The sequence below is a fragment of the Thiobacillus sp. genome (assembly GCF_030696885.1).
In the GTDB taxonomy this organism is placed as follows: domain Bacteria; phylum Pseudomonadota; class Gammaproteobacteria; order Burkholderiales; family Thiobacillaceae; genus Thiobacillus.
The window spans coordinates 23,533-48,624 of the sequence record NZ_JAUYRI010000003.1; the positions used below are offsets into that span (position 1 = coordinate 23,533).

Consider the following 25,092-nt stretch of genomic DNA (forward strand, 5'->3'; position numbering starts at 1 on the left):
GTACAGTGCAACCCTTGGTAGCTAGCTAACTAGCATAGCGTCGCGAGCGTCCGCTTTGTCCGAACAACGGCCATTCCGAGAAACTGTGATGCGTCTTCACGCTGATATCGTAAGAAATCCACGTGCGCGCGTTCAAACTTGAGGAGGCCGAAAGCAGCCGGGCTCGCGTTTCTAGCCGGCATTCGCGCCCCCCGGGTAAAATGGCGGTTTTGCGCCTTCCGGCCTTTCCATGTCCCGCCAGATCCTCGTCACCTCCGCCCTGCCCTACGCCAACGGCAGCATCCACCTCGGCCACCTGGTCGAATACATCCAGACCGACATTTGGGTGCGCTTCCAGAAAATTCGCGGCCACGACTGCCGCTACATGTGCGCCGACGACACCCACGGCACCGCGATCATGCTGCGCGCGGAGAAGGAAGGCATCACGCCGGAGGCGCTGATCGGCCGGGTGTGGGACGAGCACACGCGCGACTTCGCGGGTTTTCACATTGGCTTCGACCATTACTACTCGACGCATTCGGATGAGAACCGCGAGCTGGCTTCGAAAATCTACCTGCGCCTGAAAGACGCCGGGCTGATCGAAGTCAAGACGATCGCCCAGTTGTACGACCCGGTGAAGAACCTGTTTCTGCCGGACCGTTTCATCAAGGGCGAATGCCCGAAGTGCGGCGCGGCGGACCAGTACGGCGACAACTGCGAGGTGTGCGGCGCAACCTACAGCCCGACCGAGTTGAAGAACCCGGTGTCGGCGGTGTCGGGCGCAACGCCGGTGCACAAGGATTCCGAGCATTACTTCTTCAAGCTCGGCGCCTGCGAGGCCTTCCTGCGCGAGTGGACCAAGTCGGGCGCGCTGCAGGACGAAGCCGCCAACAAAATGCAGGAATGGTTCGCCTCGGGCCTGAACAACTGGGACATCAGCCGCGACGCGCCCTACTTCGGCTTCGAGATTCCCGATGCGCCGGGCAAATATTTTTATGTGTGGCTCGACGCGCCGGTGGGCTACATGGCGAGCTTCGCCAAATACGCCAAGGACAACGGCCTCGACTTCGACGCCTGGTGGGGTGCGGAATCGAAAACCGAGCTGGTGCACTTCATCGGCAAGGACATCCTGTATTTCCATGCGCTATTCTGGCCGGCGATGCTCAAATTTTCCGGCCACCGCCTGCCGACCGCGGTGTACGCGCACGGCTTTTTGACGGTGAACGGGCAGAAGATGTCGAAGTCGCGCGGCACCTTCATCACCGCCGAAAGCTACCTCGCGCAGAAGCTGAATCCCGAGTGGCTGCGTTATTACTACGCGGCCAAGCTCAACGGCTCGATGGAGGATATCGATCTGAACCTCGACGACTTCGTCGCGCGGGTGAATTCGGACCTGGTCGGCAAGTTCATCAACATCGCCAGCCGCACCGCCGGCTTTATCCACAAGAATTTCGAGGGCAAGCTCGCCGACGGCGTGGCCAACCTCGAACTGATCGGCGATTTCCAGGCCGCGGCCGGCACCATCGCCGCGCATTACGAGGCACGCGATTATGCCAAGGCTTTAAGGGAAATCATGGCGCTGGCCGACCGCGCCAACCAGTACGTCGCCGACGAAAAACCCTGGGAGCTCGCCAAGAAGCCCGAAGCGGTCTATCGACTGCACGAAGTGTGCACGGTCGCGCTGAACTGCTTCCGCCTGCTGACGCTGTACCTGAAGCCGGTGCTGCCGAAGCTCGCCGGCGAGGTCGAAGCTTTCCTCAATATTGATCCGCTCGCCTGGGATGATTCCCAGAGCCTGTTTATCCGCCACCGCATCAACGCGTACAACCACCTGATGACCCGTATCGACCCGAAAGCAATTGAAGCCATGGTAGAAGCCAACAAACAGAACCTCGAACCGACTCCGGCCCCTGCACCTGCACGCCACGCCGAAGCGCAGGCGCACGCTGCGCAGCCGGCCGCCGCCCCGGTTGCCGACACGATCAGCATCGACGACTTCGCCAAGATCGATCTGCGCATCGCGCGCATCGCCAACGCCGAGCACGTCGAGGGGGCCGACAAGCTGTTGCGGCTGACGCTCGACCTCGGCGAACTCGGCACGCGCCAGGTGTTCGCCGGCATCAAGTCGGCCTATGCGCCTGAAGCGCTGGTGGGGCGGATGACGGTGATGGTCGCCAACCTGGCGCCGCGCAAGATGAAGTTCGGCATGAGCGAAGGCATGGTGCTGGCCGCCTCGGGCGACGCGCCCGGCCTCTTCATCCTGTCGCCCGACAGCGGCGCGCAGCCGGGCATGAAGGTGAAGTGATCGCGCAATGAAAACGCAGCACCTGCTCATTCATGGCCGGGTGCAGGGGGTGTGGTTTCGCGAATCCATGCGCAGCGAGGCCCTGCGGCTGAACGTGACAGGCTGGGTGCGCAATACGCCGGACGGCACGGTCGAGGCGGTGGTCCAGGGTGAAGAGGCCGCCGTCGACGCGCTCATCGAATGGGCGCACCGTGGCCCGCCACAGGCGCGGGTCGACCGGGTCGAGGTCGAGTCGGACGAGTCGCTCGGGCCTTTCAGCGGATTCGACAAGCGGGTCGATTAAGTACGGCGGATGTGGCGTGTGATCAGGTCGGGCGTTGCCTGCCTTTGCGGCGGGCCACTTCGTACAGACAAAAAAATGCCCAGCTCAGTGAAGAGCCGGGCAGAGTATCCACCAAAGGAGGAGGATTGGAGGAGACAACACCAAGTGCCATTGCGGCGACCTCAGTGTTATTAGAATAGTCTAATATAACGGAACTCATGTCAACACTTTGTTACACAAAACCCGCCTAAGCGTCGTTTTGTACCAGGCCGTTGCCTGGGAATCCGCAATGAATCAGTAAATGACGTTGACCGCCTCGGGCTTGAGCCAGCCGGCCAGCGACTCGATCAGCCGGTCATCCAGCCGCACCCGCCAGTCCTCGCCCAGGCGCACCCGGCAACGGGCGCTGGGGGTATGGTAATCCACCCAGACCGGGCAACCGCCCTCCTGCACCTTGTAGGGTGCGAGCAGCTCGGCCAGCTTGCGCCCGCTGTGGGACTGGCCATGGCATTGGCCATTACACGCCAGTTGCAGGCCTTGGGCGAAGCGGGTGCGCGCACCCGCCAGGTCGTAGATCCGCTCCGCCGTGACCCGCATTCCGCCTGAATAGTCGTCGCGGTTGACCTTGCCCTCGATGACCAGCAGGGCGTCGTCCTTCAGCAGATGGCGGCTCTGCTCGTAGAGTTCATTGAAAATCACCACTTCGACCTGCGCGGTCGCGTCGTCCAGCAGCAAAATCAGCATCTTGCCGCGCCGCGTCATCTGCGTGCGTAGCGAAACAACAATGCCGGCCAGCATCACCGGGTCACGCGAGGGCTCCAGGCTGTCGAGCTGCCGCTTGGCGAAGCTGGACACCTCGGCCAGATACGACGTGAACGGGTGGCCGCTGAAGAAGTAACCGAGCGCGGATTTCTCCTGCAGCAGCTTTTCCTGCTCGGGCCACACCGGCGCGTCGATCAGGTCTTCGCCGCCGCCGTCGAGCGCTTCGCCGAACAGGCCGACCTGGCCGCCGCTGCGCGCGGCGCGGTCGGCGGTTTCCAGCGCCGCGCCGACCGAGGCCATCAGGCTGGCCCGGTGGTCGTTCAGGGCATCGAACGCACCCGCTTTCACCAGCGCTTCCAGCGTGCGGCGGTTGAGGTAGCGCTTGTCGACGCGCCGAGCCAGGTCAAACAAGCCATTATACGGACCGTTGGCTTCACGTTCGGCGACGATCGCGCCAATCGCCGCTTCGCCGCTGCCCTTGATCGCGCCCAGTCCATAGCGAATTTCGGTCCTGGACACCGGCTCGAAACGGTAGCCCGACAGATTGATGTCGGGCGGCAGCATGGTCAGTCCGTTGGCGCGGCAGTCCTCATAGAAGATGCGCACCTTGTCGGTATCGGACATTTCCGACGACATCGTCGCCGCCATGAATTCGGCCGGGTAATAGGCCTTGAGCCAGGCGGTGTGATACGCGATCAGGGCGTAGGCCGCCGAGTGCGACTTGTTGAAGCCGTATTCGGCGAATTTTTCCATCAGGTCGAACAGGCGTTCGGCGACCTTGGTGTCGGCCCCGCGCTTGGCCGCGCCGGTGAGGAAAATCTCGCGCTGCTTGGCCATTTCCTCGGGCTTCTTCTTGCCCATCGCGCGCCGCAGCATGTCGGCGGCACCGAGGCTGTAGCCGGCCAGAATCTGCGCCACCAGCATCACCTGCTCCTGGTAGACGATGATGCCGTAGGTCGACTTCAAAACAGGTTCAAGGTCGGGGTGGAAATACTCCGGCTTCTGCCTGCCCTGCTTGCGCGCGATGAAGTCGTCCACCATGCCGGAGCCGAGCGGACCCGGCCGGTTGAGCGCCATCAGCGCGATGATGTCCTCGAAGCAGTCGCCCTTGAGCTTCTTTTCCAGATCCTTGGCCGAACGCGATTCGGACTGGAATACCGCGGTGGTGTTGCCGTCGGCGAACAGCTTGTACACCGCCGGATCGTCGAGCGGCAGGTCTTCCAGCTGAAACTTGGTGCGGTCTTCATGCCGCTGCACGAAGCGCACTGCCTCGGCCAGGATGGTCAGCGTGCGCAGGCCGAGGAAGTCGAACTTGACCAGGCCGATCGCCTCGACGTCGTCCTTGTCGAACTGCGACACCGCGGCATCCGAGCCTTCCGCCTGATACAGCGGACAGAAATCGGTAAGCCTGCCCGGCGCGATCAGCACGCCGCCCGCGTGCATGCCGACGTTGCGGGTGATGCCTTCGAGCTTTTCCGCCAGGGGAAGCAGCTCGGCGAGTTCTTCCTCGTTGCGCGCGCGCTCGTCGATCTGCGGCTCCTTTTCGCGCGCCTCGGCCAGTGAAATGCCGAGCTCGTTGGGCACCAGCTTGACGAACTTGTCGACGAACAGATACGGCAGGTCGAGCACGCGGCCGACGTCGCGCAGCACCGCCTTGGCCGCCATGGTGCCGAAGGTGGCGATCTGCGACACCGCCGCGTGGCCGTATTTCTCCTTCACGTACTGGATCACGCGGTCGCGCCCGTCCTGGCAGAAGTCGATGTCGAAGTCGGGCATCGACACCCGCTCGGGGTTGAGGAAGCGCTCGAACAGCAGGTCGTAGGCGAGCGGATCGAGGTCGGTGATGCGCAGGCTGTAGGCGACCAGCGAACCCGCGCCGGAGCCGCGCCCCGGCCCCACCGGCACGCCGTTGTTCTTGGCCCAGTTGATGAAGTCGGACACGATCAGGAAGTAGCCGGGGAAGCCCATCTGGATGATCGTGCCGAGTTCGAATTCCAGACGCTCGGTGTATTCGGGCAGTTTTGTGGCGCGCTCGGCTTCGTCGGGGTAAAGGTGGGCCATGCGTTCGGCGAGGCCCTCGAAGGAACGCTGCCGCATGTAGTCATCGAGACTCATGCCGGCGGGCGTCGGGAAATCGGGCAGCTGGCTCTTGCCGAGTTCGAGCGTGAGGTTGCAGCGCTTGGCGATTTCGACGCTGTTGGCGAGCGCCTCCGGCAGGTCCGCGAATAGCGCCGTCATCTCGTCCGGCGTCTTGAAATACTGTTCGGCGGTGAATGGCCGCGGCCGGCGCGGATCGCCCAGCATCATGCCCTCGGCAATGCAGACGCGCGCTTCGTGCGCCTTGAAGTCGTCGGGCGCCACGAACTGGATCGGGTGGGTGGCAACCGCCGGCAGATTCAGCGCGGCGCCAATGTCGAGCAGGCCGTCGATCAGGTGCTCGGCGTGCGGCTGGCCGAAGCGCTGCAGCTCCAGGTAATAGCGTCCGGGAAACAGCGTCGCCCAGGCTTCGGCGGCGGCGCGTGCGGCATCGGGCTTGTCGTCGAGGATCGCCTGCGCGACGTTGCCGGCGTCGCCTCCCGACAAGGCCAGCAGGCCGTCGGTGCCCTCGGCGAGCCAGGCGGGATCGATTTCGGCGCGGCCGCGGTGAATGTTGTCCTGGTAGGCGCGGGTCAGCAGTTCGCACAGGCGGCGATAGCCTTCGCGGTGCTGCACCAGCAGCAGCAGGCGCGACGGCCGGTTGCGGTCGGCGGCGTTGCTCACCCAGACGTCGCAACCGAACACCGGCTTGATGCCGGCGCCGCGCGCCGCGCGGTAGAACTTCACCCAGCCGAAGGTGTTGGACAGGTCGGAAATGCCCAACGCCGGCATCGCGACGTCCTTGGCGCGCTTGACGGCCTCGCCCACCCGCACCAGCCCATCGGCGATGGAATATTCGGTGTGCAGGCGAAGATGGATGAAACGCGGGTCGGTCATGGTGGCGCAACGAAAAAGCAGGGGGCTATTTTAACGCTGCGCGAGGGTGAGCCAAAAAACAAAAAGGCAGCCTCGGCTGCCTTTTGTCCGAATCACGCACAGCACTCCACCCGCAAGGGGCAGGCCGTGGTTGTAAAGCCGATAAATCGGCAACAACCACGCTCAGTTGGCGCGGCGCTTGAACTCGTTGGTGCGGGTGTCGATCTCGATCATGTCGCCGATTTCGACGAAAGCCGCGACCGGCAACTCATACCCGGTGGGCTTGATGCGGGCCGGCTTCATGACCTTGCCCGAGGTGTCGCCGCGCACGGCAGGTTCGGTGTATTCGACTTCGCGCACGACGGTGGTGGGCATCTCGACCGAGATCGCCTTGCCGTCGTAGAACACCACTTCGACCGGCATGCCGTCGTCGAGGTAGTTCAGCGCGTCGCCGAGGTTGTCGCCTTCGACTTCATACTGGTTGTATTCGCTGTCCATGAACACGTACAGCGGATCGGCAAAGTAAGAATAGGTGCATTCCTTGCGCTCGAGGTTGACGGTTTCAAACTTGTCGTCGGCACGGTAGACGCTTTCCGTGCCGGAACCGGTCAGCAGGTTCTTCAGTTTCATTTTGACGACGGAGGAATTGCGGCCCGACTTCGAGAATTCGGCCCTTTGCACCACCATCGGGTCTTTGCCGATCATCACGACGTTGCCGGCGCGGAGTTCCTGTGCGATTTTCATGAGTGTGTGTCCTGCTGCGAGAGCGCTAAGGGTTTGAGAAAACCCGGGATTTTAACTTATTTTCAGCAAAATCAACCAGCTTCGCAGTAAGTCGGCCAGCCCGCTCCAGCCGCCCGCACCAGGCTTCGGCATGGCGTTCGATCGCGGCCTCTTGCGCACGCCAGGCCGCCCAACTGGCGGCGACGCCCTCCTCGGCCGGCATGCCGTTCCAGTGCCGCCATAGATCGCTGACCGCGCGCGCCGCGTCGTCAGGCAAGCCCTCGATGTAATGCGCCAGCAGCGCGTGGGTCTTGTCCCAGTGCGCCGCGTCGGCCTGCGGATAGGCCTGCCACACCAGCGGGCGCGCCGCCCACTGCGCACGCACGCACGAATCCTCGCCGCGCACGAAATTCAGGTTGCACGCCCACAACAGCTGGTCGTAGGTGTCCTGATCCACAAACGGCAGGACATGCAGCCGCACCGCTCCGCGCTGATGCATTTCGCCCGCCTGCAAGCCGGCAACCGACAGCCACGCTGCCAGTTGCGGAATGACCCGGCCTTCCGGAACCAGGCAGGTGACAGGCCGCGGGTCGGCGGCCCAGGCGTCGAGCAGAGCGGGCAGCGCCGGATTCTCGTAGGCGAACAGCGACACCCGCAGTTCATCTGGCTGCGGCGACGCAAGCCCCAGCGTGCGCCAGAATGCCGGGCAGCCGTCCTGCACGAATGCGGCGCGCCGCGTGGCAAGGTCGGCCTCGGCCAGCAGGCCGCCAGTATCCGCCGTGTAGCCGGGGAAAAAGAAATACCGCGTCAGCGGCAGCCGCGGATGCGGCGACGGCAGGCCGTGGTGTTCGGCCACCCACGGTTCGGCAGACAGGTATTCGAGATTGATCCAGACCGGCGGCGGCGACTGCGCGCCCATTGCATCCAGATAGGCGTCCGGCAGCGCGCAGCCAAAGGCGTCGATCACCACCTGCGCCGGTTCGGCTGCCCCAAACGGCGTGCGCCATGCGCAGACCGTCACGCCCTCGCGAAGCTGCGTGTCGGCATCCGGATCGATTGCCGGCCAGAGATGCCGGAAAGCCTGCAGGTCGTCCACCCACAGCCGCACGGCGAGGTCGTGTTCGCGCGCCAGTCCGCGCGCCAGTCGCCAGGCGATGCCGATGTCGCCATAGTTGTCGATGACGGTGCAGAAAATGTCCCAGCGGGTGCGCATGGCCCGCATCCTACCGTATCGACATCATGAAAATCCGGGGTTGGAATGAAACCACAGTCGGGCCAGTCCCTTGTTTATTCACGCTTTCCCTCTTGTAAAAACCGATACGCGGGAGTAAAAAGCAATCAGTTTGGTTTCAAGAACCGTACAGGTTTGGCATTACCGCTGGGGCATTACCGGGTAGCGCGCTTGAATTCAGACCGACGGCCAAAAAAATCACGCCGTCATGTCATCCGCAGACGCAATTGCGCTCACCGCGGTTATGTTCGTGTCTCGCCAAGGAGGGAGTTTGAATGGCAACAGGTACCGTCAAGTGGTTCAGCGACGCCAAGGGTTTTGGCTTTATCACCCCGGATGACGGCGGTGAGGATGTGTTCGCACATTTTTCCGCCATCCAGTCCAACGGCTTCAAGACCCTGAAAGAAGGTCAAAAAGTCACGTTCGAAGTCAGCCAGGGCCCCAAGGGAAAGCAGGCTTCCAACATCCAGCCGCAGGGTTGAGTTGTTGAATTGAATCAGGAAACCCCGCCTTGGCGGGGTTTCTTTTTGATGCAGCCCCGCTACGACGGGGTTTTTATTGGCCGGAAGCCGGCTTACATCTTGGCGACCATCGCCTCGGCAAACGCCGAGCACTTCACCTCGGTCGCGCCGTCCATCAGGCGTGCGAAGTCGTAGGTCACGGATTTCGCCGCGATGGCTTTTTCCATGCTGGCGACGATCAGGTCGGCCGCCTCGACCCAGCCCAGGTGGCGCAGCATCATCTCGGCCGACAGGATCAGCGAGCCCGGGTTGACGTAGTCCTTGCCGGCGTACTTCGGCGCGGTGCCGTGGGTGGCTTCGAACATCGCCACGGTGTCGGACAGGTTGGCGCCCGGCGCGATGCCGATGCCGCCGACTTCGGCCGCCAGCGCGTCGGAAATGTAGTCGCCGTTCAGGTTCAGCGTGGCGATCACGTCGTACTCATCGGGACGCAGCAGGATCTGCTGCAGGAAGGCATCGGCGATCACATCCTTGATGACGATGCCGTTGGGCAATTCCATCCACGGACCTTCGCCGATCAGCTTGGCGCCGAACTCGCGCGCGGCGAGCTCATAGCCCCACTTCTTGAAGCCGCCCTCGGTGAACTTCATGATGTTGCCCTTGTGAACCAGGGTCACCGAACGGCGCTTGTTGTCGATCGCGTACTGGATCGCCTTGCGGATCAGCCGCTCGGAGCCTTCGACCGACACCGGCTTGATGCCGATCGCCGACGACTCGGGGAAGCGGATCTTGGTCACGCCCATTTCCTTTTGCAGGAATTCGATGACCTTTTTCACCTGGTCGGAGTTGGCCTCCCACTCGACGCCGGCGTAGATGTCCTCGGTGTTCTCGCGGAAGATCACCATGTCGACCTTTTCCGGCGCCTTGACCGGGCTGGGCACGCCGGTGAAGTAGCGCACCGGACGCAGACACACATAGAGGTCGAGCATCTGGCGCAACGCGACGTTGAGCGAGCGCATGCCGCCCGAAGTCGGCGTGGTGAGCGGGCCCTTGATCGAGATCACATACTCCTTCACCGCCTGCACGGTCTCGTCCGGCAGCCACTGGTCGCCGCCGTAGACCTTGACTGACTTCTCGCCGGCGAACACTTCCATCCAGGCGATCTGCTTTTTGCCGCCATAGGCCTTGGCCACCGCGGCATCGACGACGCGGCGCATCGCCGGCGTGATGTCAACGCCGGTGCCGTCGCCCTCGATGAAGGGGATGATGGGCGTGTCGGGCACGTTCAGCGAATTGTCGGCGTTGACAGTGATTTTCTGGCCGTTGGCGGGGATCTGGATGTGCTGATAAGTCATGGCGGGATAAATTAAGGTGAGTGCTCGGGTAACGTTAAAATGGCGGCTTTTACGACGTTCGTCTCCAGCGTGGCGCGATTGATCCTGTTCAACAAACCCTACGGCGTGCTGAGCCAGTTCACCCCCGAGGGGCGCTGGCAGGGCCTGCGCGACCACCTCAGCGTACCCGGCGTGTATGCGGCCGGGCGGCTGGACGCCGACAGCGAAGGCCTGCTGATTTTAACCGATGACGGCCCGACCCAGAGCCGGATCGCCGATCCGAAGCACAAGCTGCCCAAAACCTACTGGGCGCAGGTCGAAGGTGCGCCAACCGATGCCAACCTGGAGCCGCTGCGCCGCGGCGTCGATCTCGGCGATTTCGTCACCCGCCCGGCCACGGCCCGACTCATCGATGAACCCGCCGGGCTGTGGCCGCGCACTCCACCGGTCCGTTTTCGCGCCCTGATCCCCACCGCCTGGATCGAACTCACGATCAGCGAAGGCAAGAACCGCCAGGTGCGGCGGATGACGGCGAAGATCGGTTTCCCCACGCTGCGGCTGATCCGCGCCGCCGTCGGCGAATGGCCGCTGGGCACGCTTCTGCCCGGAGAATGGAAAGAGACTCATGTCTGACACCGAAACCTGGCTGCCCCATGTCGTCGTCGCCGCCATCGTCGAACGCGACGGCAAATTCCTGCTTGTCGAGGAACACACGGCCGAAGGCCTGCGCCTCAACCAGCCGGCCGGCCACTGGGAACGAGGTGAGACGCTGATCGAGGCGGTGCGGCGCGAGACGCTGGAGGAAACCGCGCACCACGTCGAACCGATCGCGCTGCTGGGCTGCTACACCACGCACTACCCGCAGCGCGACATCACCTACCTGCGCTTTGCCTACGTCTGCAGCGTGACCGGCTTCGACGCCGAACGTGCGCTGGATACCGGCATCGTGCGTGCCGTATGGCTGACGCCGGATGAAATCGCTGCCAGCCTCGTTCCTCACCGCAGTCCGCTGGTGATGCGCTGCATGCAGGATTATCTGGCCGGTCGGCGCTTTCCGCTCGACTTCGTGAATCACGCATGAGCACCAAGGTTGTCGTCGGCATGTCGGGCGGCGTCGATTCCGCCGTCGCCGCCTATCTGCTGAAACAGCAGGGCTATGACGTGCTCGGCGTCTTCATGAAAAACTGGGACGACGACGACAACACCGAGCAGTGCACCGCGCGCCAGGATTTTCTCGACGTGCTGGCAGTGGCCGACGTGCTCGGCATCGAGGTCGAGGCGGTCAACTTCGCCGCCGAATACAAGGAACGCGTGTTCAGCTATTTCCTCGCCGAATACCAGGCCGGCCGCACCCCCAACCCCGACGTGCTGTGCAACGCCGAAATCAAGTTCAAGGCCTTCCTCGACGACGCCATCGCGCGCGGCGCCGAATACATCGCCACCGGGCATTACGTTGGCAAGGGAACGGACGCGGCCGGCCGTGCCACGCTGTTGCGCGCGGCGGACACTAACAAGGACCAGAGCTATTTTCTCTACCGCCTGAGCCTGGCGCAACTCTCCCCTTCCCTGTTTCCGCTCGCTCATCTGCCCAAGCCCGAGGTGCGTGCGCTGGCGCAAAAAATCGGCCTGCCCAACGCCGCCAAGAAGGACAGCACGGGAATTTGTTTCATCGGCGAGCGCAACTTTCGCGAATTCCTCGAGCGTTACCTGCCGCGCAACCCCGGCGACATGAAAACGCCCGAAGGCCACGTGGTCGGCCAGCACCAGGGCCTGATGTATTACACCCTCGGCCAGCGCCAGGGCCTCGGCATCGGCGGACAGAAGGACGGCAACGATGAACCGTGGTTCGTCGCCGCCAAGGACATGGCCAGAAACACGCTGGTCGTGGTGCAGGGTCACGACCACCCGCTGCTCAAACGCATGACGCTGGCCGCCGGCCAGCTCAACTGGATCAGCGGCCTCGCCCCCGATCCGACCAAACCCTATACCGCCAAGACCCGCTACCGGCAGACCGATGCGCCCTGCCACATCACGCGGCTCGACGATGACACGCTGGAGCTCGCCTTCGAACAGCCGCAATGGGCCGTCACGCCCGGACAATCTGTGGTTTTATATGATGGCGAAGTGTGTCTCGGCGGCGGCATCATCGCCTGACACAACGCGTACTCACCCCCCCAAGGAGTAATGAATTATGGGTGTTGCAGGTTTAATCGTTCTTTATGTCGCCCTCAAATTCTTGGCCATTTGGTCTGCCTTCTCGGGCTTGGCGTTAGGTGCAAGCGTGCTAGCTGCACGATTCCCTCGACGTTCTGGCAATACACTGCCCCAGCCGCAAAAAATAATTGCAGCTGTGCTCATATTTGCACTTCAGGTTTTTGGTGCCGGGATTACAACCTTGATATTAGGTGTAGTCCTGTCCACACAAATAGACGATAGAAAAATACTCAACGCACTTACTGGAGGACTCTTCCTCTTGATGTGCCTCCTATTGGCACAAAGACAGGTATGGAAGCTATTCAAGCTGCCATTTTGGCAACCCCACCTGTTGAAATTGCCATTGGGCGTAACAAGCCAGCTTTTTCTGGTCATGGTTTTTTTATCTGGTTTCTGGCTGAACTCTAAAATGTGGCCAGAAAGACATGAGAGTCAGCGCACGGCAACCCCAAATGATCAATTTTCTGCGCGAGTTGAGACCATCCGACTGCGTCCCAGTAATGTTTGGTTGTCGATTCCGTCCAATCACATCGGTTCAATACGGGAGGACTATTTACCTAAATATATGCAGACCTTTTCCAGCCGCATGCAAACAGAAGTCACTGTGGAGTTTCTATTTCCAGATTACGCCAATCGCAATCTAGAAAATGAACAAGCATTCAAGAATCTCGGCAATAGGGACCGGCTCAATATCAGAATCAAATCATCCGCAGTACGCCAAGGCCTAAGCCTCAAAAAGGAATGGGAAATCCAGACTGGCTTGGATACCAATTCATCTCCAGCCGTCGAAGCTGGGCAAATGGCTCTGGAAGCAAGTGGTGGTCGAAGAAATGTTCTCGCCACGTACGACGATGTAATGCAACTCACCACGTATTCAACAGAAGGCCGTGTATGGAAATGGTTTGTCTCTGGCGAGCACGTTATACGCTGCATGAACAAAGCTTCTTCCGTCTCACTCATTGGACAACCATGTGACGTAGAGAAAGACCTGCCGAATGGTGTCAGCCTGATGTACACATTCCCTTTTTCCAGGCTTTCCCAATGGAAAGAAATTGACGATTTTGTTCAAAAGACGTATGCGAGTTACAACAGGGTAAGTAAAACGCACTAAGGCTCATTGGCTCATTGCAGCACAACCGATAAAGGACTATATTCAGTCTCATCTATTCAGGAGCCCACCATGCGCTACTCGACCCAAGTTAAACCCATCAGCTATCTGAAAGCCAATGCCGCCGAAGTGCTGCAGCAACTTACCGATCAGCGCGAAGCCATGATCATCACGCAGAACGGCGAAGCCAAGGCGGTCATCCAGGACGTGGCCAGCTACGAGGAAACCCAGGAAACGCTGGCCTTGTTGAAGCTGCTGGCGCTAGGCAACCAGGACGTCGAGGCTGGCAGGACACGCCCGCTGGGCGATGTCGTCAAGCGGCTACGCGCCAAGCAAGCCTGAGCCCATGCCCTACAAGGTCCTGCTGACCGCAGGCGCGGAGCGCGATCTGGAAGCGCTCCACGACTACATCGCGCATCACGATTCCAAAGCGGCCGCCGACCGTGTGCTGGACAGGCTGCTGAAAGTCGCCGGCGATCTGACAACCTTTCCCGAGCGCGGCTCACACCCCCGGGAGTTGCTGGTGCTGGGCATTCATCAATACCGCCAGGTGTTTTTCAAGCCCTACCGGCTGATTTACCGGATAATCCGCACCGAGGTTGTCGTGTATCTGATTGCCGATGGCCGTCGTGACATGCAGACCCTGCTCGCGCAGCGGCTGCTCGGCGGGCCAAACTGAGACACGATTTTTCGACCGACTTTCTCCCTACGCACCGCATATGAGCAATTCCCCCATCACCGCGCCCGCTGCCAACTTCATCCGAAACATCATCGACGAGCAGAACGCCGCCGGGAAATGGGGCGGCCGAGTCGAGACACGCTTTCCGCCCGAGCCCAACGGCTACCTGCATCTGGGCCACGCCAAGTCGATCTTTCTGAACTTTGGCCTGGCGCGCGACTACGGCGGCGTGTGCCACCTACGTTTCGACGACACCAACCCGGAAAAGGAAAGCCAGGAATACGTCGACGCGATCACCGAATCGGTGAAATGGCTGGGCTTCGACTGGGGCAAGCATCTCTATTTCGCGTCGAACTATTTCGACACCATGTACGCCTGCGCCGAGTACTTGATTACGGCCGGCCACGCCTACGTCGATTCGCTGAGCGCTGACGAGATGCGCGAATACCGCGGCACGCTGACTGAAAAAGGAAAAGACAGCCCGCACCGCAGCCGCAGCGTCGAAGAAAACCTCGACCTCTTCCGCAGGATGCGCGCCGGCGAATTCCCCGACGGCACCCACGTGCTGCGCGCGAAGATCGACATGGCCTCGCCCAACATCAACCTGCGCGACCCCGCGATCTACCGTATCAAGCGCGCGCATCATCACAACACCGGCGACACCTGGTGCATCTACCCGATGTACACCTACGCCCACCCGATCGAGGACGCGATCGAGCACATCACCCACTCGATCTGCACGCTGGAATTCGAGGACCAGCGGCCGTTCTACGACTGGCTGCTCGACAAGCTTGCCGACGGCGGATTCTTCACCCGCCCGGTTCCGCAGCAGATCGAGTTCGCGCGGCTGAACCTGACCTACGTCGTGCTCTCCAAGCGCAAGCTCATCCAACTGGTCGACGAAAAACACGTCAGCGGCTGGGACGACCCGCGCCTGCCCACGCTCGTCGGCGCGCGCCGCCGCGGCTACACGGCAGAAGGTTTCCAGCGCTTCACCGACCAGATCGGCGTGTCGAAGTCCGACGGCTGGATCGACTACAGCGTGTTCGAGGCCTGCCAGCGCGATGTATTGAATGATTCCGCGCTGCGCCGCATCGCCGTGCTCGACCCGGTCAAGCTCGTCATCGACAACTACCCGGAAGGCCAGTCAGAAGACTGCTTCGCCCCCAACCACCCGCAACAGCCCGACCTGGGCAAACGCGCAGTGCCGTTTTCACGCGAGCTGTGGATCGAGCGCGAGGATTTCATGGAGACCCCGTCCAAGGGCTATTTCAGGCTATTCCCCGGCAACTCGGTGCGGCTACGCTACGGCTACGTCGTCACCTGCACCGGCTGCGACAAGGACGCCGACGGCACCATCACCGCCGTCCACTGCGACTACCTGCCCGACACCAAGTCCGGCACGCCGGGGGCCGACTCAGTCAAGGTCAAGGGCAACATCCATTGGGTGAGCGCGGACCATGCGTACGAAGCCGAGGTGCGTCTGTACGACCGCCTGTTCACTACCGCCCAGCCGGGCGGCGAAAGTGGCGATTTCCTGAATGATCTGAATGCCGATTCGGTACGCCTCATCCGCGCACAACTGGAACCTGCGCTGAAAGACGCCGCGGCGGAAGACCGCTTCCAATTCGAGCGCCACGGCTACTTCGTCGCCGATCGCGTCGACTCGAAACTCGGCGCGCCGGTGTTCAACCGTACGGTGACGTTGAAGGATTCGTGGATTAAGGCAGGTAATTAACTATCAATGACTATTAGAACTGGGGCAGCTCAGCCTAGCGCCTTTGATCCTAGAGATGATCCGAATTACTTGGGAGAGCGATGTTCAATCTATTGATGTTTAACGTTGATTGGTCATCAGGACGGGCTACTGTCCCAATGGGGCGAATGTTCGAGTACACCGATGAACACATCGCAACCCAATTTCGGGATGGTGGCAATCCTCTGCTGGACCGCCTTACCTCCCTCCCATGCCTTTTCTGCGAAGAAGGCATTACGGACGAAATCGCCTACGTTGGTCAGATCAACCGAGCGAGGATCGCTGGCAGAGACTTGTTATTGGAGATCAGTTTCGACGCGGAGGTGCCTCCACTACAGAACAGCATGATCTACACGAGCCGAACAGAACTAGACATGCCTCATGACTTCGAGTTTTCGAGGAACCATTGGGCAGTAAAGGATGTAGATCTTTATCGCTTCCTACTCCGAAACGTTCACCCCCGCAGACAGCGTCCTACGGTATTCCATATCCCCGAGCACGAGAATATCGAGACAACCCTTGCGTCCGCAATGATGCCTTTCGACGCGGGCTTCAACGCGATCTATGACAGCATTCGTCAGGCCGCTGACAACGCGGGGCTTAGGTGCAGGCGAGCTGACGACATTTGGGAGCACGCCGCGATCATCCAGGATGTGGTCTCACTTATTGACCGCTCTCGCATTGTTATCTGCGACTGCACGGGTCGAAACCCGAACGTGTTTTACGAGGCCGGCATCGCCCACACGCTGGGGCGTGACGTAATCCTAATTACTCAGAGCGAACATGACATTCCCTTCGACCTTCGTCATCTTCGTTATGTTCGATACCTCAACAATGCTGAAGGACTTGCCGCGCTAACACAGGCATTGCAGGCAAGAATGCAGACCTTACTTGGGCATTAGCCACGCTTCAGAAATCAGGTCTTGCAAAGTCACGTACGATAGATGATTTCCAAATTACTTTAGGCGTTCCCCAAACTTCCCCTCCGCCTTCGCTACCTTCGGCGCCACCACGAACTGGCAATAGGGCTGATGCGGGTTCTGCTCGAAGTAGCGCTGGTGGTAATCCTCGGCGGGATAGAAGGTCGTCGCCTCGCTCACTTCCGTCACGATGGACGCGCCGAACTGCTTTGAAGCATTCAGCTCGGCGATCACCGCTTCCGCTTCAGCCTTCTGCTCGGGCGTGTGCCAGAAGATCGCCGATCGATACTGGGTGCCGACGTCGTTGCCCTGGCGGTTGAGTTGAGTGGGGTCGTGCAGGGTGAAGAAGACGTCGAGCAATTCCCGAAACGACATCACATCCGGATCGAACGTCACCTGCACCACTTCGGCGTGGCCGGTGTCGCCGTTGCAGATGTCATTGTAGGTCGGGTTGAGGGTGTGGCCGCCCATGTAGCCCGAGACCGCGGACTCGACGCCGCGCAGGCGATTGAACACGGTTTCGATGCACCAGAAACAGCCGCCTGCGAGAGTTGCTACTGCGTGGGCCATGATGCTCGTCCTTAATATCGAGGGGGGATTGCTTCGACCGGGGCTCGCAATGACGGTTCAGACGACGGGCACGGTGTCCTGGAACGACGCACGCGTCATCAACTTGTCGAAGAGTTTCGCCAGGTTGGGGTGGGCGGCACGCCAGTCGATGTCGGCAAAGCGCAGCCCCAGGTAGCCGAGCGTGCAGCCGCAGGCGACATCGGCCAGGGTCATGCTGTTGCCGAGGTACCAGGGCTTTTCGCCGAGTGCTTCGGACAGGGCTTCGAGGCCGCGGAACAGGGTTTTCTCCTGCAGCACCAGCCAGTCGGCGCTCTGCTGTTCGGGCGCGCGCTTCTTCTCCAGAAACACGGCCACCGCAGCATCGGTGACGCCATCAGCCAGTGCCTCGACGCCGCGCACCATCATGCGGGCTTTCGGTTCGCTGGGGATCAGGTGCGCCACCGGGCTGACATGGTCGAGGTATTCGACGATGACGCGCGAATCGAATACGGAAACGCCATCCTCCAGCACCAGCACCGGCACCTTGCCGAGCGGGTTGACGCTGGCAACGGGGCTGTCGGGCAGCCAGGGGTTTTCGACCTGGAGCTGAAACGGGATTTTCTTTTCCGCCAGTACGACACGGACCTTGCGGCCGTAGGGGCTGGTGAGCGAGGTGACGAGTTTCATACGGGTTCCCTGAAGGTCTTCTTGATTAGGATGGCTTGCGAGCGCTGCCATTATCGCCTGCCGTCATCGCGGCTCCAACCCGTTCGCGCAACAGGGGGAGAATTTCGGCCTCGAACCCGGGATGGCGCTTGAACCATAGACGATTGCGCGGGCTGGGATGCGGCAGTGGCAGCACATCGGGGGCGGCCATGGATACATGGCTAGCGCCAAACGCGACGGTCAGCTTCCGGGTGGCGTGTCGACCCGCTTGATTGGCAGGCGTGCGGCGGCACGTTCCCGCCGGTAAAACCAGGCATGCGTCCCCAGCGCGATCATCCAGCACAGATAGGCCGAAGTCAGGTCGTGCGACGGGAAATGCGCGCCACGCATCCATTGGTCGACGGCAAACACGCTACCGATCAGCAGACCGGGGAGCAACAGCAACCCGCTACGCGACCGCCCCCCGCCGCCCGCGAAATAGAGTGCCAGCAACGCAAAGCCGCCCGAGCTGTGGCCGCCCGGAAAGCAGTGCCCCCGTGGCAGCGTGTCCGGCTTGTCGTCGAACAGCCCGAGGTGCGGCCGCTGTCCGCCGAACTCGGCGACATCCCAAGGGCAATCCATATTCGTCCACTGCTTTCCCTGGTGCACCGCCACGACGGAAAGCGTGATGGCCACCAGCAGGTAGGCCAGGGACTTGCGCCGGCTGCGCAGCGCCTGCACCGGCCAGGACAGCAGCCACAGGGCGAGGATGGCGACAGCGAAGACCACGAGCACCTCGCGTGCGCCCTCGTGCAGGACCTGGCTGGTCCAGAAGTTGTCCCTGAGCGGAAAGCCGCCGAGGGCGGGATCATGGAAGCGGGCCGCCACCCACGCATCGAACCCGGTCTCTTGCATCAACCCGAACAGCACGACAAAGGCGAGCGTCGGCCAGACGGCCAGGGCGACAAGGCGCGCCCGGGAAAGCGGCGCGGGTGAAACCGCAGGGGGGATGGGGCTCGGCACGTACAGGTCGCTCGATATGTCGCAGGAATCCACGGCAGCTCGCCGCGGAGTCCATGCTCGCAGGGCAGGCTTAAGTAAGCCTTAACCCGGCCGGGCGGTCAGACGTGTTCGACGATGAAGCGCTTGACCGCAGCGACGTCGGCCTCCAGCACGTGCTTTTTCTGCGGCTGCGCTTCGAGGTCGGCGAGTTCGGTCGGTCGCACCGGCTCGATGCCGAGCGCCTCATGGATCGCATCCTCGAACTTGGCAGGCTGCGCGGTTTCCATGCAGATCAGCGGTACGCCCGGTTCGCGGTGCTCCAGGCCCACCTTCAGGCCGTCGGCGGTATGCGGGTCGATCATCGTGCCGTACACCTCGTAGACGGTGCGGATGGTGTCGATGCGGTTGGCATGGTTGCTCGATCCCGAGACCACGCCAAAGTCGGCGACGTGGTCGAACAGGCTGCCGCCTTTGGGATCGGCATGGGTATTCAGATCGAAACTGCCGCCGGATTCGACCGCGCTCCACAGGCTGCGTACCTGGGCGGCGTCGCGCCCGGCGAGGTCGAACACGAAACGCTCGAAGTTGGACGCCTTCGAAATATCCATGCTCGGGCTCGACGTGTGTTTTGTTTCCGGACGCGGGCGGTAGACGCCGGTGCGGAAGAATTCGTCGAGCACATCATTCTCGTTGGTGGCGACGATCAGCTTGGCAATCGGCAGGCCCATCTGGCGCGCGATATGGCCGGCGCAGACGTTGCCGAAGTTGCCCGACGGCACCGAAAACGACACCTGCTGGTCGTTGTCGTGCGTCGCCGCGAAATAGGCCTTGAAGTAGTACACGCTCTGCGCCGCGACGCGTGCCCAGTTGATCGAGTTGACCACGCCGATGTGATGCCTGGCCTTGAAGTCGAGGTCGTTCGATACGGCCTTGACCATATCCTGGCACTGGTCGAACACGCCGCGGATCACCAGGTTGTGGATGTTGGCATCCGTCAGCGCGTACATCTGCGCCTGCTGGAAGCGCGTCATGCCGTGCTCGGGCGACAGCATGAAGACGCGCACGCCGTGCTTGCCGCGCATCGCGTATTCGGCGGCGGAGCCGGTGTCGCCGGAGGTCGCGCCGAGGATGTTGAGCTCGCCCTGGGTCTTGTCGAGCACATACTCGAACAGGTTGCCGAGCAGCTGCATCGCCATGTCCTTGAACGCCAGCGTCGGGCCGTTCGACAGCGCCAGCACGTGCAGGCCGGGCTCCAGCGTTTTCAGCGGGGTGATGTCCTCGGCGTTTTCCTTGTCGGTGGTGTAGCGGTAGACGTCGGCGACATAGGTCTTGTCGATCAGGCGACGCAGATCGTCGTGCGGGATGTCGTCGATCAGGCGCGACAGCACCGCGAACGCCAGCTCGCGATAATTCATGCCGCGCATCGCGGCCAGTTCGGCGGCGGTAAAGCGCGGGTACGCTTCAGGCACATAGAGGCCGCCGTCGCTGGCCAGCCCGCCGAGCAGGATTTCCGAGAAGCGGAGTCGCGGCGCCAGGCCGCGGGTGCTGAGGTAGTTCATTTGGCTGCCAGTTCTTCGAGGCGAATGCGCATCACCTGCCCCGCCACCGCATCGAGCGCCTCGATTTTGGCGATGGCCGCATTGACGTTCTTTTCCACTGTGATGTGGGTCAACAGGATGATGTTCACCTGCTCCTCACCCTCGGCCGGTTCCTTCTGCACCATCGCATCGATGGAGATGTGGCTGTCGGCCAGGATGCGGGTGATGTCGGCCAGCACACCGGGGCGGTCGAACGCGCGCAGGCGCAGGTAATACGCGGTGCGCACTTCGTCCATCGGCAGGATCGGGGTGTCAGACAGTTGGTCGGGCTGGAAGGCCAGATGCGGCACGCGATGGTGCGGGTCGGCGGTGTGCAGCCGCGTGACATCGACCAGGTCGGCGACCACCGCGGACGCGGTCGGCTCGGCCCCGGCGCCGGCGCCGTAATACAGCGTCGGGCCGACAGCGTCGCCCTTCACCAGCACGGCATTCATCGCACCATCCACATTCGCGATCAGCCGGCGCTCGGGTATCAGGGTCGGATGCACGCGCAGCTCAATGCCGTTTTCGGCGCGGCGCGCAATGCCCAAGAGCTTGATGCGATAACCCAGTTCCTCGGCGTATTGCACGTCTTCGCGCGTCAGCTTGGAGATGCCTTCGGTGTAGGCGCGGTCAAACTGCATCGGGATGCCGAAGGCGATCGCCGACAGGATGGTGAGCTTGTGCGCGGCGTCGATGCCCTCGATGTCGAAGGTCGGGTCGGCTTCCGCATAACCCAGTTCCTGCGCCTGCTTCAGCACGTCCTCGAAGGCGGCGCCCTTGTCGCGCATCTCGGTCAGGATGAAGTTGCTGGTGCCGTTGATGATGCCGGCCAGCCACTCGATGCGGTTGGCGCTCAGTCCTTCGCGCAGCGCCTTGATGATCGGTATGCCGCCCGCCACCGCCGCCTCGAACGCGACCATCACGCCCTTGGCCTGCGCCGCGGCGAAAATTTCGTTGCCGTGCTTGGCGATCAGGTGCTTGTTGGCGGTAACCACGTGCTTGCCGTTGGCGATCGCCTGCATCACCAGTTCACGCGCAGGCTCCAGGCCGCCGATCAGTTCCACCACGATGTCGATTTCGGGATCGTCGACCACGTCGAACGGGTTGGTCGACAACGGCAGATCGCCCGCCAGCAATTTGGCCTTGTCGAGATTGCGCACCGCTGCGCGCAGCACGCGGATTTCGCGTCCGGCACGACGGGTGATTTCCGTGGCGTTGCGGCGCAGCACGGTCAGGGTGCCGCCGCCGACTGTCCCCAGGCCCAGCAGGCCGACGTTGATGGGTTTCATTTAAATAATCTCAATTAAAAATCCGTGTCCACAAAAGGCAAAAACGACGCGTTCGCGTGACATCACTTCGTGGAAAAAAACAATCAGCGATGCGCACGCTGGCGGTCGAGGAACTTACCCATGCGCGTAATCGCCTCGGTCAACTCTTCTTCGTGCGGCAGGAACACCACCCGGATATGGTCGGGGTGATGCCAGTTGAAGCCGCTGCCCTGCACCACCAGCACACGCTCCTCTTCCAGCAGGTTGAGGATGAACTTCTGGTCGTCGTGGATGTGATAGAGCTTGGGGTCCAGCTTCGGAAACAGATACATCGCCGCCTTCGGCTTGACGCAGCTGACGCCGGGAATCAGCGTCAGCAGTTCGTGCGCGAGATCGCGCTGGCGTGTCAGCCGGCCGCTCGGCGCGACCAGGTCGTTGATGCTCTGGTAACCGCCGAGCGCAGTCTGGATGCCGTACTGTCCCGGTACATTGGAACACAGCCGCATCGACGCCAGCATGTTCAGCCCTTCCAGATAATCCCTGGCGTGGCGTTTGTCGCCCGACACGATCAGCCAGCCCGCACGGTAGCCGCAGGCACGGTAGTTTTTCGACAGGCCGTTGAAGGTGACGATCAGCACGTCTTCGGCAAGCGCGGCGATCGAGGTGTGCACCACGCCGTCGTACAGCACCTTGTCGTAGATCTCGTCGGCATAGATGATCAGCTGGTGCTGACGCGCGATCTCGATGATCTCCTGCAGCAGTTCGGTGGGATACAGCGCCCCGGTCGGGTTGTTCGGGTTGATGACGACTATGGCGCGCGTGTTGGGCGTGATCTTGGCGCGGATATCGTCCAGGTCCGGCAGCCAGCCGGCGCCCTCGTCGCACAGGTAATGGCACGGTTTGCCGCCGCCCAGGCTCACCGCCGCGGTCCAGAGCGGATAATCCGGCGCCGGCACCAGCACCTCGTCGCCGTTGTTCAGCAGCGCCTGCATCGACATCACGATCAGCTCGGAGACGCCGTTGCCGATGAAGATGTCGTCGATCTGCACCCCCGCGATCCCCTTGCGCTGGGTCTCGTGCATGATCGCCTTGCGCGCCGCGAACAGGCCCTTGGAATCGCTGTAGCCGGACGCATTCGGCAGGTTCAGGATCACGTCCTGCACGATTTCCTCCGGCGCCTCGAAGCCGAACGGCGCCGGGTTTCCGATGTTCAGCTTGATGATGCGGTGGCCTTCCTCTTCCATCTGCCGCGCGCGCGCCATGACGGGTCCGCGAATGTCATAGCAGACCCGGTCGAGCTTGGTCGATTTGTGGATGGTGCGTAAGCGTGGCCTGTTGTCAGCCGTCACGGTGAGTTCCCGGTGCGTAAATCAAGGCAAAACAAAGCCTTGGAAAGCAGGCGATTTTACCGGAGGCGCCCCGCCCCGGCAAACGAAACCCGGCGCCGCGGCGCGCACAGGAGGCCGCGGCGGGCCCGCCCGGCGGGAATCTGCTAAGGTTCCAGAAATATGAAACTGCACCTCAACACCGACGCCGGCCAGCTGCTCTTCACCGGCTATGGCGCCGACCACGTCCTGATCAACGGCCACCGCTTCGATGCCGGCCTGCTGCTGACCGCGCGCGGCGTCGAGATCGCCCCCTGGGCAGGGCAGGACTTTGCGGCGCTGACCCCGGCCCATTTCGAATGGGTCGCCAGTCGCGAACTCGACATCCTGCTGCTCGGCACCGGCGCCCGCCTGCGCTTTCCCCATCCTTCGCTCACGCGCGCGCTGGTGGAGGCGCAGATCGGGCTGGAAGTGATGGACACGGGGGCGCTGTGCCGCACCTACAACATTCTGGCGGCGGAGGGGCGGAGTGTGGGGGCGGCGGTGCTGATCGAGCCGGGGGCTGGGGAATTGGGCCCGTCGGTGCGAGGCGCATAACACCGAAGCATCCAGCCTTTGGTTTGGTGCGGAGTACGACCGAGTAGTTACTGGCTTTGCGGAACCACTGACCGTTGGCCGGGGGTAGCCCGGCGGCTAGTTGCTCGGTTCCCTCGCCTGCCTCGCCGCTGCCTTAAGGATGAACATGCCAAGGCACGTTCATCAAAGTAACCAAAGAAAAAGCGACCCCGCTCATCCCCGAAACCCCGGAAATTGAGCCTGCCGGGCGGGCGGCAAAGAACTCGCCCCGCTTTCGTAGGCATTCGAAGGTGAGCGGGGCTCAAACACCTTTGCCGCTGATCCGCCCGGCAGGCTCAATTTCCGGTGGGACTGAGAGGGGCGGCAAGTCAAAATCAGGGCAGTGATGACGGGGCGGTTTGTGTACTTGGGCGAGGACCCTATAGCTCCACTGCGAAGCCTTCGATCTGGTTCGCAATGGTGCTCAACGTCAAACTGGTTTTGACGTTCTTCCCCTTACAGACCCGCCGAAGATCAAGTGCGTCGGGTGGATCAGCGGCAAAGGTGTTTGAGCCCCGCCCACAAAAAACCAATTAAAAACAACAAGGCGGGGCGAGTTCTTTGCCGCCCACCCGACGCGCTTGATCTTCGGGAATTCGGGGCTGTCGGGGTCGCCTTTTCTTTGGTTACTTTCTTTTGGCGAGACAAAAGAAAGTGACTTGCCGCCGGGCAACCCCCGGCCAACGGTCAGCAGCCCCGCGAAGGTTTAACCACTAAACGTGCTTCGCGCCTAGCAACAACAACTCACCTATCCGGCATCACCTCCTCAAAACTCGTAATCGCCTGAAACCCCCCACAATCTTTATGCGGCTGCCTCGAATCCGGATTGCACACCGCCAGCAACTGCCCAATGCCATAAGCCTGTGCGCTTTCCAGCACTGGCAGGCTGTCGTCGACAAACAGCGTGCGCGCCTTGTCGTACGGCTCGATCGTCTGCAATCCCTGCCAGAAATCCGGGTGCTCCTTCGGCAGGCCGACCTGGTGGGACGAGATCAGCGCGTCGAAATAGGTTTCGATCCCGGTCTCGCGCATTTTCAGGCCGAGGCTCTTGGGGTGAGCGTTGGTGACCATCACCACTCGCCGACCCGAGTGTCGCAGGGCCTTCAGGAAGGCCGGCACGTCGGGGCGCACCGCAATCAGGTGCACGACTTCTTCCTTTAGCTGCACGATGTCGAGCGCGAGTTCGCTGCTCCAGAAATCCAGGCAGTACCAGTTGAGCGTGCCGGCGTGGCGTTCGTAGTGCTGGTCGAGGTGCGCGCGCGCCACCGCCTCGTCGAGGCCGTGGTATTCGGCATAGCGGCGCGGCATGTGCTCGCGCCAGAAATGGTTGTCGAAATGGAGATCGAGCAGGGTGCCGTCCATGTCGAGAAAGACGGTGTCGATGTGCGACCAGTTGATCATGGCGATGTCTTCATGCGCCGG

General features: G+C 61.9%; 23 protein-coding genes. 12 read left to right on the forward strand and 11 right to left on the reverse strand.

Annotation, left to right across the window (positions count from 1 at the left end):
• Positions 1-229: 229 nt before the first annotated feature.
• Together metG and Q8R61_RS00255 are read left to right on the forward strand one after the other, a co-directional pair.
• Positions 230-2,284 carry a methionine--tRNA ligase gene (gene metG / locus Q8R61_RS00250; protein ID WP_305533306.1) on the forward strand — a complete coding sequence of 685 codons (2,055 nt, stop codon included), beginning with the start codon at positions 230-232 and terminating at the stop codon, positions 2,282-2,284.
• Between the two features lie 7 nt (positions 2,285-2,291).
• Positions 2,292-2,567, forward strand: a complete 276-nt coding sequence (locus Q8R61_RS00255; RefSeq protein ID WP_305533307.1) for an acylphosphatase — start codon at positions 2,292-2,294, stop codon at positions 2,565-2,567.
• Between the two features lie 273 nt (positions 2,568-2,840).
• Here the strand turns inward: Q8R61_RS00255 and dnaE are convergent, their stop codons facing one another.
• The 3 genes from dnaE to earP all read right to left on the reverse strand — a co-directional run bounded on the left by dnaE (position 2,841) and on the right by earP (position 8,196).
• Entirely contained in the window at positions 2,841-6,281 is a 3,441-nt protein-coding gene (dnaE, locus tag Q8R61_RS00260; RefSeq protein ID WP_305533308.1) for a DNA polymerase III subunit alpha, read from the reverse strand.
• Positions 6,282-6,443: 162 nt separating this feature from the next.
• Complete coding sequence (efp, locus tag Q8R61_RS00265; protein ID WP_305533309.1) at positions 6,444-7,004, reverse strand: elongation factor P; 561 nt, start codon at positions 7,002-7,004, stop codon at positions 6,444-6,446.
• Positions 7,005-7,029: 25 nt separating this feature from the next.
• A complete protein-coding gene (earP, locus tag Q8R61_RS00270; RefSeq protein ID WP_305533310.1) occupies positions 7,030-8,196 on the reverse strand; it encodes an elongation factor P maturation arginine rhamnosyltransferase EarP in 1,167 nt (388 codons plus the stop codon).
• 293 nt (positions 8,197-8,489) lie between these two features.
• Here earP and Q8R61_RS00275 point away from each other — a divergent pair, with 293 nt between their 5' ends.
• Complete coding sequence (locus Q8R61_RS00275) at positions 8,490-8,696, forward strand: cold-shock protein (protein ID WP_305533311.1); 207 nt, start codon at positions 8,490-8,492, stop codon at positions 8,694-8,696.
• A 92-nt stretch (positions 8,697-8,788) separates the two neighbouring features.
• Here Q8R61_RS00275 and icd read toward each other — a convergent pair whose 3' ends face one another.
• Positions 8,789-10,030: an NADP-dependent isocitrate dehydrogenase gene (gene icd, locus Q8R61_RS00280; RefSeq protein ID WP_305533312.1), complete on the reverse strand. Its 1,242-nt coding sequence runs from the start codon at positions 10,028-10,030 to the stop codon at positions 8,789-8,791.
• Between the two features lie 39 nt (positions 10,031-10,069).
• Here icd and Q8R61_RS00285 point away from each other — a divergent pair, with 39 nt between their 5' ends.
• The 8 genes from Q8R61_RS00285 (at position 10,070) to Q8R61_RS00320 (ending at position 16,668) form a co-directional block, all read left to right on the forward strand.
• Complete coding sequence (locus Q8R61_RS00285; RefSeq protein WP_305533313.1) at positions 10,070-10,642, forward strand: pseudouridine synthase; 573 nt, start codon at positions 10,070-10,072, stop codon at positions 10,640-10,642.
• Positions 10,635-11,090, forward strand: a complete 456-nt coding sequence (locus Q8R61_RS00290) for an NUDIX hydrolase (RefSeq protein ID WP_305533314.1) — start codon at positions 10,635-10,637, stop codon at positions 11,088-11,090. Before Q8R61_RS00285 ends, Q8R61_RS00290 begins: the two co-directional genes overlap by 8 nt.
• Positions 11,087-12,163, forward strand: a complete 1,077-nt coding sequence (mnmA, locus tag Q8R61_RS00295) for a tRNA 2-thiouridine(34) synthase MnmA (RefSeq protein WP_305533315.1) — start codon at positions 11,087-11,089, stop codon at positions 12,161-12,163. The genes Q8R61_RS00290 and mnmA overlap by 4 nt, the downstream gene beginning before the upstream one ends.
• 37 nt (positions 12,164-12,200) lie before the next feature.
• Positions 12,201-13,334: a hypothetical protein gene (locus Q8R61_RS00300; RefSeq protein ID WP_305533316.1), complete on the forward strand. Its 1,134-nt coding sequence runs from the start codon at positions 12,201-12,203 to the stop codon at positions 13,332-13,334.
• Positions 13,335-13,403: 69 nt separating this feature from the next.
• Complete coding sequence (locus tag Q8R61_RS00305; protein ID WP_305533317.1) at positions 13,404-13,673, forward strand: type II toxin-antitoxin system Phd/YefM family antitoxin; 270 nt, start codon at positions 13,404-13,406, stop codon at positions 13,671-13,673.
• Positions 13,674-13,677: 4 nt separating this feature from the next.
• Complete coding sequence (locus Q8R61_RS00310) at positions 13,678-14,010, forward strand: type II toxin-antitoxin system RelE/ParE family toxin (RefSeq protein ID WP_305533318.1); 333 nt, start codon at positions 13,678-13,680, stop codon at positions 14,008-14,010.
• Between the two features lie 40 nt (positions 14,011-14,050).
• On the forward strand, positions 14,051-15,748 hold the full coding sequence (locus tag Q8R61_RS00315) for a glutamine--tRNA ligase/YqeY domain fusion protein (protein WP_305533319.1): 1,698 nt from the start codon (positions 14,051-14,053) through the stop codon (positions 15,746-15,748).
• Positions 15,749-15,828: 80 nt separating this feature from the next.
• Positions 15,829-16,668 (forward strand): hypothetical protein, encoded by an 840-nt coding sequence (locus Q8R61_RS00320; RefSeq protein ID WP_305533320.1) that lies wholly within the window; start codon positions 15,829-15,831, stop codon positions 16,666-16,668.
• A gap of 54 nt (positions 16,669-16,722) precedes the next feature.
• On the opposite strand, the gene msrA is transcribed toward Q8R61_RS00320, so the two are convergent.
• The 6 genes from msrA to Q8R61_RS00350 all read right to left on the reverse strand — a co-directional run bounded on the left by msrA (position 16,723) and on the right by Q8R61_RS00350 (position 23,079).
• On the reverse strand, positions 16,723-17,256 hold the full coding sequence (gene msrA, locus Q8R61_RS00325) for a peptide-methionine (S)-S-oxide reductase MsrA (RefSeq protein WP_305533321.1): 534 nt from the start codon (positions 17,254-17,256) through the stop codon (positions 16,723-16,725).
• A gap of 57 nt (positions 17,257-17,313) precedes the next feature.
• Positions 17,314-17,922: a glutathione S-transferase gene (locus Q8R61_RS00330; RefSeq protein WP_305533322.1), complete on the reverse strand. Its 609-nt coding sequence runs from the start codon at positions 17,920-17,922 to the stop codon at positions 17,314-17,316.
• Positions 17,923-18,141: 219 nt separating this feature from the next.
• Positions 18,142-18,936 carry a phosphatase PAP2 family protein gene (locus Q8R61_RS00335; RefSeq protein WP_305533323.1) on the reverse strand — a complete coding sequence of 265 codons (795 nt, stop codon included), beginning with the start codon at positions 18,934-18,936 and terminating at the stop codon, positions 18,142-18,144.
• A 65-nt stretch (positions 18,937-19,001) separates the two neighbouring features.
• Entirely contained in the window at positions 19,002-20,441 is a 1,440-nt protein-coding gene (gene thrC / locus Q8R61_RS00340; RefSeq protein WP_305533324.1) for a threonine synthase, read from the reverse strand.
• The gene (locus tag Q8R61_RS00345; protein ID WP_305533325.1) at positions 20,438-21,751 is read right to left on the reverse strand and encodes a homoserine dehydrogenase; all 1,314 of its coding nucleotides are present in this window, start codon (positions 21,749-21,751) and stop codon (positions 20,438-20,440) included. The genes thrC and Q8R61_RS00345 overlap by 4 nt, the downstream gene beginning before the upstream one ends.
• A gap of 83 nt (positions 21,752-21,834) precedes the next feature.
• A complete protein-coding gene (locus Q8R61_RS00350; protein ID WP_305533326.1) occupies positions 21,835-23,079 on the reverse strand; it encodes a pyridoxal phosphate-dependent aminotransferase in 1,245 nt (414 codons plus the stop codon).
• Between the two features lie 159 nt (positions 23,080-23,238).
• Here Q8R61_RS00350 and Q8R61_RS00355 point away from each other — a divergent pair, with 159 nt between their 5' ends.
• Positions 23,239-23,652, forward strand: a complete 414-nt coding sequence (locus Q8R61_RS00355; RefSeq protein ID WP_305533327.1) for an Mth938-like domain-containing protein — start codon at positions 23,239-23,241, stop codon at positions 23,650-23,652.
• A gap of 762 nt (positions 23,653-24,414) precedes the next feature.
• Here Q8R61_RS00355 and yrfG read toward each other — a convergent pair.
• The gene (gene yrfG, locus Q8R61_RS00360; protein ID WP_305533328.1) at positions 24,415-25,071 is read right to left on the reverse strand and encodes a GMP/IMP nucleotidase; all 657 of its coding nucleotides are present in this window, start codon (positions 25,069-25,071) and stop codon (positions 24,415-24,417) included.
• Positions 25,072-25,092 lie beyond the last annotated feature (21 nt).